The 14,284-nt window shown below is 39.0% G+C and carries 14 protein-coding genes; 4 read left to right on the forward strand and 10 right to left on the reverse strand.

The window, feature by feature from the left end; all coding sequences use genetic code 11:
- Nucleotides 1-42: 42 nt before the first annotated feature.
- The 7 genes from EJ994_RS03665 to EJ994_RS03695 all read right to left on the reverse strand — a co-directional run bounded on the left by EJ994_RS03665 (nt 43) and on the right by EJ994_RS03695 (nt 8,294).
- Nucleotides 43-2,262 carry an NADP-dependent isocitrate dehydrogenase gene (locus EJ994_RS03665; protein ID WP_126591248.1) on the reverse strand — a complete coding sequence of 740 codons (2,220 nt, stop codon included), beginning with the start codon at nt 2,260-2,262 and terminating at the stop codon, nt 43-45.
- Nucleotides 2,263-2,901: 639 nt separating this feature from the next.
- Nucleotides 2,902-3,252, reverse strand: a complete 351-nt coding sequence (gene rplS / locus EJ994_RS03670) for a 50S ribosomal protein L19 (RefSeq protein WP_099574932.1) — start codon at nt 3,250-3,252, stop codon at nt 2,902-2,904.
- A 127-nt stretch (nt 3,253-3,379) separates the two neighbouring features.
- Complete coding sequence (gene trmD / locus EJ994_RS03675; protein WP_126591249.1) at nt 3,380-4,054, reverse strand: tRNA (guanosine(37)-N1)-methyltransferase TrmD; 675 nt, start codon at nt 4,052-4,054, stop codon at nt 3,380-3,382.
- 21 nt (nt 4,055-4,075) lie between these two features.
- Entirely contained in the window at nt 4,076-4,516 is a 441-nt protein-coding gene (locus tag EJ994_RS03680) for a GNAT family N-acetyltransferase (protein ID WP_126591250.1), read from the reverse strand.
- 37 nt (nt 4,517-4,553) lie between these two features.
- The gene (locus tag EJ994_RS03685) at nt 4,554-5,174 is read right to left on the reverse strand and encodes a tRNA (guanine-N1)-methyltransferase (protein ID WP_126591251.1); all 621 of its coding nucleotides are present in this window, start codon (nt 5,172-5,174) and stop codon (nt 4,554-4,556) included.
- A gap of 147 nt (nt 5,175-5,321) precedes the next feature.
- The gene (locus EJ994_RS03690) at nt 5,322-6,770 is read right to left on the reverse strand and encodes a glyceraldehyde-3-phosphate dehydrogenase (protein WP_126591252.1); all 1,449 of its coding nucleotides are present in this window, start codon (nt 6,768-6,770) and stop codon (nt 5,322-5,324) included.
- Nucleotides 6,771-6,893: 123 nt separating this feature from the next.
- Nucleotides 6,894-8,294: a trypsin-like peptidase domain-containing protein gene (locus EJ994_RS03695; RefSeq protein WP_126591253.1), complete on the reverse strand. Its 1,401-nt coding sequence runs from the start codon at nt 8,292-8,294 to the stop codon at nt 6,894-6,896.
- A gap of 127 nt (nt 8,295-8,421) precedes the next feature.
- On the opposite strand from EJ994_RS03695, the gene dapF reads away from it, so the two are divergent.
- From dapF to EJ994_RS03715, 4 genes are all read left to right on the forward strand, one after another.
- Nucleotides 8,422-9,198 (forward strand): diaminopimelate epimerase, encoded by a 777-nt coding sequence (gene dapF, locus EJ994_RS03700; RefSeq protein ID WP_126591254.1) that lies wholly within the window; start codon nt 8,422-8,424, stop codon nt 9,196-9,198.
- The gene (locus EJ994_RS03705) at nt 9,192-9,716 is read left to right on the forward strand and encodes a GNAT family N-acetyltransferase (protein WP_126591255.1); all 525 of its coding nucleotides are present in this window, start codon (nt 9,192-9,194) and stop codon (nt 9,714-9,716) included. Before dapF ends, EJ994_RS03705 begins: the two co-directional genes overlap by 7 nt.
- Nucleotides 9,716-10,759: an endolytic transglycosylase MltG gene (gene mltG / locus EJ994_RS03710; protein WP_126591256.1), complete on the forward strand. Its 1,044-nt coding sequence runs from the start codon at nt 9,716-9,718 to the stop codon at nt 10,757-10,759. Before EJ994_RS03705 ends, mltG begins: the two co-directional genes overlap by 1 nt.
- Nucleotides 10,760-10,905: 146 nt before the next feature.
- The gene (locus EJ994_RS03715) at nt 10,906-11,535 is read left to right on the forward strand and encodes a hypothetical protein (RefSeq protein ID WP_126591257.1); all 630 of its coding nucleotides are present in this window, start codon (nt 10,906-10,908) and stop codon (nt 11,533-11,535) included.
- 55 nt (nt 11,536-11,590) lie between these two features.
- On the opposite strand, the gene EJ994_RS03720 is transcribed toward EJ994_RS03715, so the two are convergent.
- The 3 genes from EJ994_RS03720 to dnaA are packed head-to-tail and all read right to left on the reverse strand — an operon-like array spanning nt 11,591 to nt 14,193.
- Nucleotides 11,591-12,304, reverse strand: coding sequence for an SAM-dependent methyltransferase (locus tag EJ994_RS03720; RefSeq protein ID WP_126591258.1), 714 nt, complete (start codon nt 12,302-12,304; stop codon nt 11,591-11,593).
- Nucleotides 12,294-12,761 carry a low molecular weight protein-tyrosine-phosphatase gene (locus tag EJ994_RS03725; protein WP_126591259.1) on the reverse strand — a complete coding sequence of 156 codons (468 nt, stop codon included), beginning with the start codon at nt 12,759-12,761 and terminating at the stop codon, nt 12,294-12,296. The genes EJ994_RS03720 and EJ994_RS03725 overlap by 11 nt, the downstream gene beginning before the upstream one ends.
- A 7-nt stretch (nt 12,762-12,768) precedes the next feature.
- A complete protein-coding gene (dnaA, locus tag EJ994_RS03730; protein WP_099574943.1) occupies nt 12,769-14,193 on the reverse strand; it encodes a chromosomal replication initiator protein DnaA in 1,425 nt (474 codons plus the stop codon).
- Nucleotides 14,194-14,284: the final 91 nt, after the last annotated feature.

The following is a 14,284-nucleotide window of genomic DNA, read 5'->3' on the forward strand; positions in this document are numbered from 1 at the left end:
GCTAAAGAAGCGGACCTTTTTTTGAGTTTAATATGTTTTAACTTATATCATATCTAAAATCTCGTTGAACGCAGCACTAGGGCGCATGGCCTTTGAGACCAATGCTTCGTCTGGAATATAATAACCACCAATATTTTGGCCACTTCCTTGAGCATCTATCAACTCGGTCAATATCTGTTGTTCCTTTTCCTTAATGGCTTTATCAATTTTTTCGAAAATGGTCTTTAGTTCCACATCCTTGTGCTGTTCAGCAAGTGCTTCTGCCCAGTACATGGCTAAATAAAAATGACTACCTCTGGTGTCTAGCTCTTTTACTTTTCTAGAGGGTGATTTATCGTTCAGGAGAAATTTTTCTGTGGCCGTATCCAGAGCGTCGCCCAGAATCTTGGCTTTTGTATTGTTATTCTTATCACCATAAAAATCCAACGAAACACCTAGCGCTAGGAACTCCCCCAAAGAATCCCAACGTAAATGGCCTTCTTCGATAAATTGCTCTACATGTTTTGGAGCCGAGCCACCTGCACCGGTTTCAAATAATCCCCCGCCGTTCATCAATGGCACTATGGATAACATTTTGGCACTGGTGCCAACTTCTAAAATCGGGAATAAATCGGTTAGATAGTCCCTAAGAACATTACCGGATACTGAAATGGTGTCCTTACCTTCTTTTATCCTTTTTAAGGTATAGGTCGTAGCCTTGATGGGAGACATAATTTTTAGGTCCAGACCTGTAGTGTCATGATCCTTTAGGTACGAATTCACTTTTTTAATCAACTCCGCATCGTGTGCCCGCGCTTCATCCAACCAAAAAATCGCAGGATCGTTCGTGGCCTTAGCTCTGCCTACCGCAAGTTTCACCCAATCTTGAATCGGCGCATCCTTAACTTGGCACATGCGCCATATATCTCCGGTTTCTACAGTATGTTGCAGTAATACTTCTCCCGTTGCCAAATCCTCGACACTTACTGTACCACTATCCTTTATTTCGAATGTTTTATCATGCGAACCGTATTCTTCAGCTTTTTGTGCCATTAGACCAACATTGGGAACGGTTCCCATGGTAGTGGGGTCAAAGGCGCCGTTTGCCTTGCAAAATTCTATAGTGGCGTCGTAGATACCGGCATAACTACTATCTGGAATAACCGCTTTTGTATCTTGGGATTTACCCTCGGCATTCCACATTTTTCCGGAGTTCCGTATCATAGCGGGCATAGAAGCATCAATAATAACATCACTCGGAACATGTAAGTTGGTTATGCCTTTGTCAGAATTGACCATAGCTAGTGCCGGACCTTCACTCAAAATATCCGCTATATCTTTTTCTATTTCTTTACGTTCGTTGGCAGGTAATCCTTCCAATTTGGTATAAAGATTTTCAAGTCCGTCATTAGGGTTAACCCCAAGTGCATTGAAAGTCGCAGCATGTTTTTCAAAAAGCGGAGCCAAAAACGTTTCCAGTACATGACCAAAAATAATGGGGTCGGAAACTTTCATCATCGTTGCTTTCATGTGTACCGAGAAGAGCACTCCTTTTTCTTTGGCATCCTTGACCTGTTCTTTTAAGAATGCCAACAACGCCTTTTTACTCATCACCGTGGCATCTATGATTTCCTTTTCCTGTAGCTCAACTTTATCTTTCAAAAGCGTTGATTCGCCATTAGATTTGTGTAATACAATTTTAACGTTGGCGGCCTTGCTTAGTGTTAGGGATTTTTCGTTGGATTTAAAATCACCCTGCGACATCGTGGCCACATGTGTCTTGGAGTCGGAGCTCCATGCGCCCATAGTATGTGGATTCTGTTTTGCGTAATTTTTTACGGCCCTTGGTGCACGGCGATCAGAATTTCCCTCACGCAGTACAGGGTTAACGGCACTACCCTTAATTTTGTCGTATTTGGATTTTATTTCTTTTTCGGATTCGTTCTGCGGATCATCCGGGTAGTTGGGCACGTTATAACCCTTTTGTTGTAATTCTGTGATGGCCTCTTTAAGTTGTGGTATGGAGGCACTGATGTTCGGTAGTTTTATAATATTCGCCTCGGGAAGCTTTGCCATTGCACCAAGTTCTTCTAGATCATTGGTTACACGTTGTTCAGCTGTTAGACGATCAGGGAATATGGCGCAAATTCTTCCTGCTAAGGAAATATCCTTAGTTTCTATCGTTATTCCGGAAGTTTTAGTAAAAGCTTCAACGATAGGAAGAAAAGAAGCTGTTGCCAAAGCAGGCGCTTCGTCGGTTTTGGTGTAAAAAATTTTGGACATGCGTGTTAGTTTTATTTCAAGCGGAGCAAAGATACAATATTATCTAGCCTATCTATAATTGGGTGATGCTGAATATTTGGTGATTTTGTTAGATTCTTCAAATGACAAAAGCCATATCATTGTACAAGTACATTGATATGGCTTTTTAGAAATAGCTTACAGACTTTTGTCCCAACATTTAAATTGAAACGGCAACCATTGATTGCCTCTGCATCACTAATTCAACGTTGTGAAATGTTTCTGTTCTTCAGTAGTACACCAAGCAACAGCTCCGATTTCTTCTTATTGTCTTAATGCAATTTAAAATTTAGTTTTCACTATATTTTTTCACATCCATAATAGGCCTCAAAGGCGACAGCTTTTGAGCTATTAATCACCGTAGGCATATATTCTTCCTATGGAAGATACAATGCTTAACAGTTGAACAATAATATAAAGAACGTAAACTCTATAATGAACATCAGTTACATCCTTAGCGATGTTTCCCTTTGTTCATACTTAAAGATACGAAAAAAATAATAAGGAATAGTATTTCGTAAAAAATTAATAATCAACACCTTATGAACCATAGTTGTTCACAAATGTTCATAAAAAAACACCAACTTTAGATTGGTGTTTTTGTTTATCGTTTCGCTAAGTTTAAGACCTTACTTCTTTAATTCTAGCTTTCTTACCGGTTAAGCCTCTAAAGTAGTAAATACGTGATCTACGAACTTTACCTTTCTTATTGACCTCTATTTTCTGTAGTGCTGGTAAGTTGACCGGAAATATACGTTCAACACCTACTGTACCGGACATTTTTCTTATTGTAAACGTTTCCGTTGTACCAGATCCTCTTCGTTGTATTACGACTCCTTTAAAGAACTGCGTACGTGTTTTCTCACCTTCTTTAATTTCATAATAAACCGTTAGTGTATCTCCTGCGGAAAATTTTGGGAATTCTTTTTTTGTTACGAATTCGTCCTGTACGTATTTTATTAGTGATTCCATTGTCTTTTAAATTGGAATTGAATCAAAACAACTTTCACGATTTTCGTCAGAGGTTGATTTAACAGTGTGCAAAAATAGTTCTAAAATTAGAACCTACAAGTATTTTTATAAGATTTTTAATGGTTGTCTATTCTAATAGGTCCGGCCTCAGTGCTTCCGTTCTTAAGTGGGCCTGTTCTTCTCGCCATTGTTCTATTTTTCCAAAATTGCCACTCAACAATACCTCTGGCACCTTCATGCCCTTATATTCTGATGGTCTTGTGTATACTGGTGGTGCCAAAAGACCATCTTGAAAACTATCTGTTAATGCCGAGGTCTCATCGTTAAGCACGCCCGGGAGTAATCGTATGATTGTATCACAAAGTACGGCGGCACCCAGCTCGCCACCTGAAAGAACGTAATCGCCAATGGAAATTTCTTTAGTTATGAATCTATCCCTGACTCTCTGGTCAACACCTTTATAATGACCGCATAAAATGATAATATTTTTTGACAGTGATAAGCCATTCGAAATTTTTTGATTTAACCGCTCTCCGTCGGGAGTCATATAGATTATCTCGTCGTAGTCTCTTTGTTCGGTTAGGGCAGTGATGCACTTATCAATAGGTTCTATCATGAGCACCATACCTGCACCCCCACCAAATTGATAATCGTCCACCTGGTTATAACTTTTATCGGTATAATCCCTAATATTATGAAAATGAACTTCAACAAGATTCTTGTCAATGGCTCTTTTTAGAATAGAGGCGTCAAACGGACTTCTTAACAACTCAGGTAACACCGTTATGATATCGATTCGCATATTTCTTTGAAGGATTTAATTTTAGGCTGTCCAAAAATAATGAAAACAATGAGAATCCTTTTTCCACTCCAGTTTCTCGTAAAGTTTTTGCGCAGGGTTGTCAATTGCGGTCTCCAAGGCCAATCCTTTTTGCCCTTTTTCCCGACAATACTTTTTAGCGCTTTCGAGAAGTTGTGACCCTACTTTCTTTTGACGGTGATTTTTCAGAACAAATAAGTCGTTCAGAATAAGATACGGCTTCAAGGATACTGAAGAGAAAGTTTGGTACAGTTGTGTAAACCCTACAGGAATCGCCTTTTCATAGGCGATAAAAATAACGGACTCCTGTTTGGTAATCCTATCTTTTAAGAATTCGGTCGCTGCTTCCTGATTCGATGGTTGATCGTAAAACATACGATATAGATCAAACAGGGGAACTACATCCTCCAAATCCAATAAGTCGGCTTGTTTTATAGTAATCATAACGTATAAAAAAGCTCCTTTAAAAGGAGCTAAAATATTATTTAGGTTTTTTCTGTTTATTTATTTCGTCCTGTAACTGCCTACTGATTTTCTGTTCTCGTTCTAGCGCCCTTCTTCGGTGATCTTCATATTCCAATTCCAGTTCAGAAAGATTCTGCTTGGCTTCTTGTGTTAAGATATTACTATTTCTGAATTTATAAATGAATAATCCTAAAAGTAAAAATAGTCCAGCTATAATAGTCCAAAGAATGACATTGTAAGTTCCTTTGGATACCTGTATCCCTAAAAAGGACATACTATCCTTTTCTTCCGTAACAGCGGTTAAATTGGTGGTCGTTTCCTCAAGTTTCTTATTCAAGGAAGTAATTGTGGTTTCATGACCGGATATGGTCGATTTTAATTCCGCCGTTTTTTTGTTCATTACGGCGATGGAATCCAGTACATTTTTCCTGATTTTATAGAGATTGGATTCTTTGACAACTTCATACCGTACACCATCTGCTCTATAATTACCAGAACGTTTAGAGATATAATCAAACTGTTTGCTTATTGGTCCTTCGTCTAATGATAATTTTTGCTCTTCAGTAGAATCTTGCCCATAATTGATGTTAACAGTAAGTAGGACCGTCAAAACATATAATAGTCTTGTGATTTTCATTTGTAAAAAAATTGCCGTTAAATAATGATTTAGAGAGAACTAAAGTAATTGAATAAAATCAATTAAGAAAAAAAAACGGGTAAACCTTGTTCAGCTCTTTAAACGTACGTTTCAACTAGGGGAAGTGGACGTCTTAAATATTAAATTTTAATAATAGGTATACCTTCTAACTTTAGAAATATATTTAGCTAATCTGATTACTTGGTGGGAGTAGCCATATTCATTATCATACCATATATACAGAATAAGGTTTTTCCCGTTATCCGATACCAGTGTCGCCTTGCTGTCGTATATGGAAGGTGCAGAAGTACCTACGATGTCCGACGATACTAACTCCTTACTCAGGGAGTACTTTATCTGCTCTACCAAATCTCCCTCCAGAGCATATTTCTTAAGAATAGTGTTGATGCCACTTAAGGAAGTTTTATTTTTAAGGTCTAAGTTTAGAATGGCCAAAGAACCATTGGGTACGGGAACCCTTATGGCATTGGAGCTCAGTTTACCCTTTAAAGCGGGTAAGGCTTTCGCCACCGCTTCTCCCGCACCGGTTTCTGTAATGACCATGTTAAGACCAGCGGCGCGTCCACGTCGGTATTTGCCATGCATGTTATCTACTAGGTTCTGGTCATTGGTATACGCGTGTATGGTTTCTAAATGTCCCTTTCTGATACCTAGCGAATCTTCCACCACTTTCAATATTGGTGTAATGGCATTGGTGGTACAGGAAGCAGCGGAGAATATGTTAGTAGTATCCGGGTCATGTTCCAAATGGTTTACGCCATGAACAATGTTGGGAACTTCTTTGCCGGGAGCAGTGAGAAGCACCTTAGAGGCACCCTTGGCCTTTAAATGCCGGGATAATGCTTTTTTATCTCTGAAAGCGCCGGTATTGTCAATAATTAGTGCATCGGATATCCCATATTTGGTATAATCTATTTCTTCGGGTTGGTTGGCATTTATGACATGAACCGTAGTGCCGTTTATGATAAGGGCCTTGTTTTTGCTGTCAATACTCACCGTACCCATAAAATTACCATGAACGGAATCCGTTCGTAAAAGACTTGCTCTTTTCTCAAGCACTGCTTCATCCATTGTACCTCTTACCACAATGGCACGGAGCCTCATTTGATTGCCCTTACCCGTTTTAGACATTAACTCTCTTGCCAAAAGACGACCAATTCTACCAAAACCGTAAAGTACCACATCTTTGGGTTGAATCCCGTCATAATCTGCTGCTGACTTCAATTTTTCAATGACGAAGGCTTTAACGTTGTTGGAATTGTTATCGTCGGCGTGATATTCATATGTTAATTTTCCAATATCCAATTTAGAAGGAGGAAGCTTTAAATCATTGATAGCCCTTAAAAGTTCAACGGAATCAAAAATGGAAATAGGTTTTTGAACGAACTCGCCCGCATATTCATGCAAGTGTATAATATCGCTTACATTTCTATCAATAACCTGATTTTTAAAAAGGACTATTTCAATGGACTTATCATACCAAAGGTCACTTATTATTTTAATGAACTCAGTGGTGGCTTTTCTTCTGTCTGCCTGGAAGGCTAATTCTTTTTCGTAAGATACTTTACGTGACATATTTTGGGTATAGGTTGTTATATTTTTTCGCAAAATTACTATTTTCAAACGTTTTCGTAACAATTTCGCACAAAAAAAGCATCTGCTTTTAACAGATGCTTTTTTTTACGAATAGCTTATAATCTATTGAAATATCAGTCGTTCTCTTTCCCCATCTTCGTTTAGCATTGTAATAACTGTTTTACCATACCTGGAGATGCCCCCGAAGGCATTTTTCGCATCGGTAATATTTTCAATGTCCTTGTCATCTACCTTGATAATAACTTTCCCATCAAGACCGTAGCCTCTATATCTTTCTGGAACACCGGTAATTTTGACGCCGATTTTAGTTTTAAACTGCTTTTTATCCTTTTCGGATAGATTTTTTACTTCCATACCCATTTCAGGTACAATAATCGTTTGGCGTTCTTTTAGTGTCACTGCTACCGTAATCTCCTCATCGTCTCTATCAATTAGCATCTCTACCGTATCTCCAGGTCTTTTGGTACTTAAGTACCCCGTTAAGTCCGGGTATTTCTTAATTTTTATTTTATCTATCATCTTTACGATGTCACCTTCTCTCAAATCAGCCTCTTCCGCACCAGAATCTTCAACGATACCGGATATGTATACTCCTTCTATTTCGTTTAATCCTTTCTCTATGGCATAGGGGGTATTTACGGGAGCCACATTAATTCCTAGCACACCTTTCTGTACATTTCCATACTCTAGGATATCATCGATTACTTTTTTAGCGATATTACTTGGAACCGCAAAGGAGTACCCTACATAAGAACCTGTACGTGAGGAAATTGCCGTATTTATTCCTATTAAATCTCCGTTGGTATTCACTAATGCACCGCCAGAATTTCCGGGATTTACCGCAGCATCGGTCTGGATAAAGGATTGGTTAGACCTTGTATCCAAGCTCCTCGCTTTGGCACTAACTATGCCCGCGGTTACGGTCGATGTTAAATTAAAAGGATTGCCTACAGCTAAGACCCATTCCCCAATTTTGGTGTTATCAGAATCTCCAAAGGCGAGGTAAGGAAGCTTTTCATTGGTTTCGATCTTTATCAGAGCGATATCAGAATTTGGGTCACTACCCACGAGCTGCGCATCATAGGTTTTATTGTTGTTCAAGGTAACCTGCAATTGACTTGCGTTGGCAATGACGTGGTTGTTGGTGACGATATGGCCATCCTGTGAGATAATAACCCCGGACCCTGTTCCTACCTGGGGAGCTGACTTACTTCCTCCAGACCCGTAGAAGAAATCAAAAATATTGTTAGGGCTTTTACCAACTGTTACGTTTTTCACGTGTACCACGGCATTCACGGTATTCTCCGCAGCCAAGGTAAAATCTACCTCGTTGATACCTGCACCTTTTGCCGAAGTAGGGGTAAAGCTGGTATTTATTAAGGAACTGTTTTCATCTGCCGCAACAACGGTATACGAATTCTTTTCGAAGAGGAATTTGTAGGCCCCTAAAGTTATGGCTCCTGCAAATACTGCTACTATCAATAGACTTCCAATTCTTCTCATATGCTTTGGATTTTAACTTATTCCTTGTAAAATTAGTTGAAATTATAATTTTTCATTGTGATTTAACGACTTTTTAACTGCCAAAAAACCCTTAATAATGTTCTATCTTTGTTGCTTTAACTACGGCATGGAAACAACATTTTTTAAATATCAAGGGACTGGGAACGACTTTGTTATGATAGATAATCGAAAGTCCTTATTTCCAAAGGACGATTATAAGCTTATAGCGAAGCTATGCGATAGAAGATTTGGTATTGGTGCTGATGGATTGATTTTGTTAGAGAATGATGCGTCTACAGACTTTAGAATGGTGTATTTCAACGCGGATGGTAGAGAAGGTTCCATGTGTGGTAACGGAGGCCGGTGTATTGTCGCTTTTGCCAAGTTTTTAGGCATAATCGATATGAATACCACTTTTATGGCCGTAGACGGTTTACATGAAGCCACGGTGACTAAAGATTTGGTGAGTCTGAAAATGCAGAATGTAACGGAAATTAAATCAAAAACCAATTCCTTATTTATGGATACCGGCTCCCCGCATCACGTTCAATTGGTAGCAGGTCTTAAGGATGTTAATGTGGTAAAAGAAGGTGCAAAACTCAGGTACGGACTATATGGCGAGTCGGGTTCAAATATCAATTTTGTTCAACAAGATACACCAGATTCATTTTCCATTAGAACCTATGAAAGAGGTGTAGAAGATGAAACTCTGTCTTGTGGAACAGGGGTTACTGCAGTAGCTTTAGGCATGCATAATTCAGGAAAAACGAAATCAAATACGGTTAAGGTCAACGCCCTCGGAGGGGCCTTAGAGGTATCCTTTGATCTAGAGGAAGGTGTTTACCAAAATATTTATCTCAAAGGTGCCGCAAAACAGGTTTTTAAAGGAGAGGTGTCTTGGTAACGTTAGAAGGAAAACATATCTATCTTAGGGCTCTTGAGAAAGAGGACCTTGATTTTTTATATAAATTAGAGAACAGTACTGCGGTCTGGGAAATCAGCGGAACCGTTACGCCCTATTCTAAAAATGTTCTTGAACTATATCTAGAGAATGCCCATAGAGACATTTATGATGTAAAGCAGTTACGACTGGTAATTTGTAATACCGACCATAAACGTATAGGGCTTATAGACTTGTTCGATTTTGACCCTAAGAACAAGAGAGCTGGTGTAGGAATCATTATTTTGGATAAGTCGGATAGAAATCACGGTGCTGGTTTTGAATCCTTACAGATACTCTGCGCTTATGCCTTCAAATCTCTTGGATTACGACAAGTTTATGCCAATATTCTCGAGGAGAACAGCGCAAGTATTCATTTATTTCAAAAACTTGGTTTTGAACGTGTAGGTATAAAAAAGGATTGGATTTACTCCGATGGTGAATATAAAAATGAAGTCTTATTTCAAAAGATAAAACACTAATGTATATTAAACGTATTTTACTAGCTATTGCAATAATCGGTCTTTTGGCTGGGGGAGCCTTTGCCTATATGGTCTACAGTGTATTCTTCACTCCCAATACCGCCTTCAATAATGAGGAAGCTTTTGTGTATATTCCGTCTGATGCCTCGTTTGCGGAAGTTAAGACCAACCTAGAACCCTTACTGATAGATTTGGATGCGTTTGAGTCGGCCGCAGAAAGAAAAGGATACGCCCAAAACGTTCGGGGAGGGAAGTACCGTATTGCGAAAGGAATGACGAACAATGATATCATAAACACCCTGAGAGTGAACAATATCCCCGTTAAGGTTGCCTTTAACAATCAGGAACGCGTAGAAGACTTAGCCGGTAGAATAGCTATGCAGATAGAAGCGGACAGCGTGTCGCTGCTGCGTGTATTCACGGATAACGATTTTTTAGAGTCCAATGGTTTTAATGAGGCCAACCAAATTTCCTTATATATTCCAAATAGTTATGAGTTCTTCTGGAATACGACGGCCGAAGGGTTTCGGGCACGTATGCTCAATGAGTACAAAAAGTTTTGGAACAAGGAGCGTATGACAAAGGCAAAAACTTTGGGGCTAACACCTAACGAGGTCATTACTTTGGCATCCATAGTACATAAAGAAAGTGCAAAGGTAGATGAGCGGCCACGTGTGGCCGGGGTGTATTTAAATAGACTCAAAACCGGTATGCTCCTGCAAGCTGACCCAACACTTATTTATGGAATAAAAAAGAAGGCCAATGACTTTAGTCTGGTCATCAAAAGAGTGCTGTACAAAGATTTTGAATTAGAATCGCCGTACAATACCTATAAATATGGTGGTCTTCCTCCAGGACCTATAACAATGCCCGATATTAGTGCCATTGATGGTGTCCTCAATTCCGAAAAACATAAATATTATTATTTTGTGGCAAATGTTAAAAACTTCGGATATCACATGTTTGCAGAGAATTTGGCGCAACACAACCGGAATAAGGCGCAGTATATCCGATGGATCAATAGTAAAAATATCAACAGGTAGTCCATAATCGGAATTTTAAGACATGTTAACTAAATCTGTATTAATTTAACAAAGACTTCTCAAACTCTCATTTTCTCCGACATAACTTTGTACTGTGAAATTTAAGCACGCAATTTTAATGCTATAAGTCTTAAGAAAAGCAAGTTATGAGAAAATGGATATATTATGCATTTCCGATTATCGTAATATTTATTCTGTCTAGCTACGGCTTTACCCTTAATAAAGTAGAGGTGCCAAAAACACTACGGGTAAGTGAGGCATTTTTAGTAGCAAACCCCCAACGACATAGCCAAATTAATGAACAAGAAGTAATCCCTCCTTTTTTAGGGAGTAGGTTTACTGGTTTTAAAGAGGCCTTGGCTTTTAAGGAATCTCAAGGTAATTATTTTGTAATAAATACCTACGGGTACTTGGGCAAATATCAATTTGGTATAAATACGCTCAATTTGGTAGGGGTATACAGTGGTAAGGAGTTTTTAAGTGATCCGCAGCTTCAGGAAAAGGTTTTTGATATCAATCTTTCTAGGAACAAATGGATTTTAAGAAGGGATATCAAAAGGTTTCAGGGTAAATATATCGACGGAATAAAAATCACGGAATCCGGTATTTTGGCTGCGGCACACTTAGCAGGACCAGGAAACGTGCAGCGCTACTTACGTTCTTTTGGAAAAAAAGATGTGACCGATGGTTATGGTACATCCATAGCCAACTACATTCATAAGTTTTCTGGATACGACACCTCAGTAGTCACAGCGGTAAGAAACCCAAGGATATAAAAAGTTAAATTAGATATGAAAATGGGGAACCCTGGCATTAAGTTGTCAGGGTTTTTTATGCTTGAATAATAAAGATAGTGGGTCTTTTGTGTAAATCGATATGCTCGTGCTTCCATTGAGCAATAGATTTAGTGGCAATATATTCTGTGGTCAAGGTAATATCGCAAGCTACACATACTATAGTGGAGGGAAGCAAGGTTTTCTGTAGTTCTTCTAAAAGCTTGTTGTTGCGATAAGGGGTTTCTATAAAGAGTTGCGACTGTGCTTCTTCCCTGGATTTTTTCTCCAAGCGTTTAATTTCTTTTTTTCTATCCGAACTATCTATCGGTAGGTAGCCGTTAAAAGCAAAATTCTGTCCGTTAAGACCACTTGCCATCAAAGCAAGAAGGATAGAGGAGGGTCCTACCAAAGGAACTACCTTAATATGCTTTTCGTGTGCTATTTTCACCACCGCAGCACCAGGGTCTGCCACCCCTGGGCAACCAGCTTCCGAAAGAATGCCCATATCGTAACCTTCTAGACAGGGGTCTAAAAAACTGGGTATTTCAGAGGCCTCGGTAAATTTATTGAGTGCAAATAACTTTAGGGATGGTTGGGATTTTCTTGGGCTAATTTTTTTTATGAAATGGCGTGCTGTCTTTTCGTTTTCAACAATATAGTGTTCAATTTCCTCAATAGCTCTCTTAATGGAAATGGGCAATACTTCCAATGGCGGTATATCTCCCAAAGTGGAAGGTATCAAATAAAGTTTTCCAAGTTTATCGGCCATAATTTGTTTCAAGTTTTGCAGCAATTTTGGCACAGGCGCTATCAATAAGGTGATACACCATCTCAAAGCCATCATGTTCGCCATAATAGGGGTCGGGAACCTCCGTTTCAGCGTTGTCCGATTCCTCTAAAAGCAATTTTACTTTTGATATGTCATCCGCAGTTGTAGCTAGACGAACGATATTCTTATAGTTGCTTTCGTCCATAGCATAAATCATGTCAAAGCTATCAAAATCACTGGGTGTAAATTTCCGGCACCTTTGTTGGCTAATATCTATATCATATTTCTTGGCTACCGCAATAGACCTTGGGTCCGGCGCATTACCTATATGATAGCCCGCTGTACCCGCGGAATCTACAAAAACATTTGATGTATCCACTTTATTTTTGAGAATACCTTCCGCCAATGGTGACCTACAAATATTTCCTAGGCATACCATTAAAACACTCTTTTTCATCTAAATTTTAGGAGAATTTCTTTGTCAGGTCATCAATATACTTACGAAACTGCTTATCTGTTTCAGCAAGATTATCTACTGTTTTACAGGCGTGTAGCACTGTGGCGTGGTCTCTTTTACCTATCTGTGAACCAATACTGGCGAGAGAGGCTTTCGTAAACTTCTTAGCAAAGAACATTGCCAGTTGCCTTGCTTGAACAATATGTCTTTTTCTAGTCTTGGACTGTAAAGTGGCCACATCCATTTCAAAGTAGTCGGACACCACTTTTTGAATGTAATCTATAGATACTTCTCGTTTGGTATTTTTTACGAATTTCTCAACTACCTGTTGTGCTAATTCTAAAGTAACCTCACGTTTATTCAGCGTGGACTGGGCTATTAGTGAAATTATGGCACCCTCTAACTCTCGGATATTCGTTTTTATGTGTTTGGCAACGTACTCGATAATGTCTTCGGGCATTTCAACGCCGTCACGGTATAGCTTATTCTTTAGAATAGAAATACGGGTTTCGTAATCCGGACTTTGCAATTCTGCGGATAAGCCCCATTTGAAACGGGATAGTAAGCGTTGTTCAATATCCTGCATGTCTACAGGAGCTTTATCGGACGTGAGCACCACCTGTTTGCCGTTTTGATGTAGATGATTGAAGATGTGGAAGAAAACATCTTGAGTTCCCGACTTACCAGAAAGGAATTGGACATCATCAATAATCAATACGTCAATAAGCTGATAGAAATGAATGAAATCATTCCTGGTATTCTTTTTTACGGACTCTATATACTGTTGAGTGAATTTCTCCGCAGAGATATACAGCACCGTACGTTCTGGATATTTATCTTTTATTTCAACCCCAATGGCGTGGGCTAAATGGGTTTTACCTAAACCAACACCTCCAAAAATCAATAAGGGATTAAAAGAAGTACCTCCCGGTTTGTTCGCAACCGCCATACCGGCAGAACGCGCAAGCCTATTGGAATCTCCTTCCAAGAAATTATCAAAATTATAATTTGGGTTCAGTTGCGATTCTATCTTAATATTGCGGATACCTGGAATAACAAATGGATTCCGAAGTTCAGGATTTTTAGATTTAATAGGAACATCCATTTCCTGCGGAGTCATGTTACCCCGATTTGAACTTGGTATTTTCTCCGTAAAGGGTTCCTTGTTGCCATACGTGTTTTCCATACGTATGATATAGACCAATTTAGCAGTTTCACCTAGTTCCTTCGTAAGGGCTACTTTTAATAGTTTAACATAGTGCTCCTCTAACCACTCGTAAAAGAATTTACTAGGCACCTGAATGCTCAAAGCATTCTCTGTTAATTTGATAGGCTTAATGGGTTCAAACCAAGTTTTGAATGCCTGCGGTTGGATATTATCCTTGATAAATTCCAAACAATTTTCCCAAACGGAATTAGCAGTAACACTCATAGTTGTAAACGTTCTCGTTTATTGGTTAGTTAATAGTTTGCTGGAGCATCAATTTCATATAGATTTGATGCTCTTATAAGGTAGGCAAATA

Origin of the sequence: Maribacter sp. MJ134 (genome assembly GCF_003970695.1) — a bacterium.
Taxonomy (GTDB): domain Bacteria; phylum Bacteroidota; class Bacteroidia; order Flavobacteriales; family Flavobacteriaceae; genus Maribacter.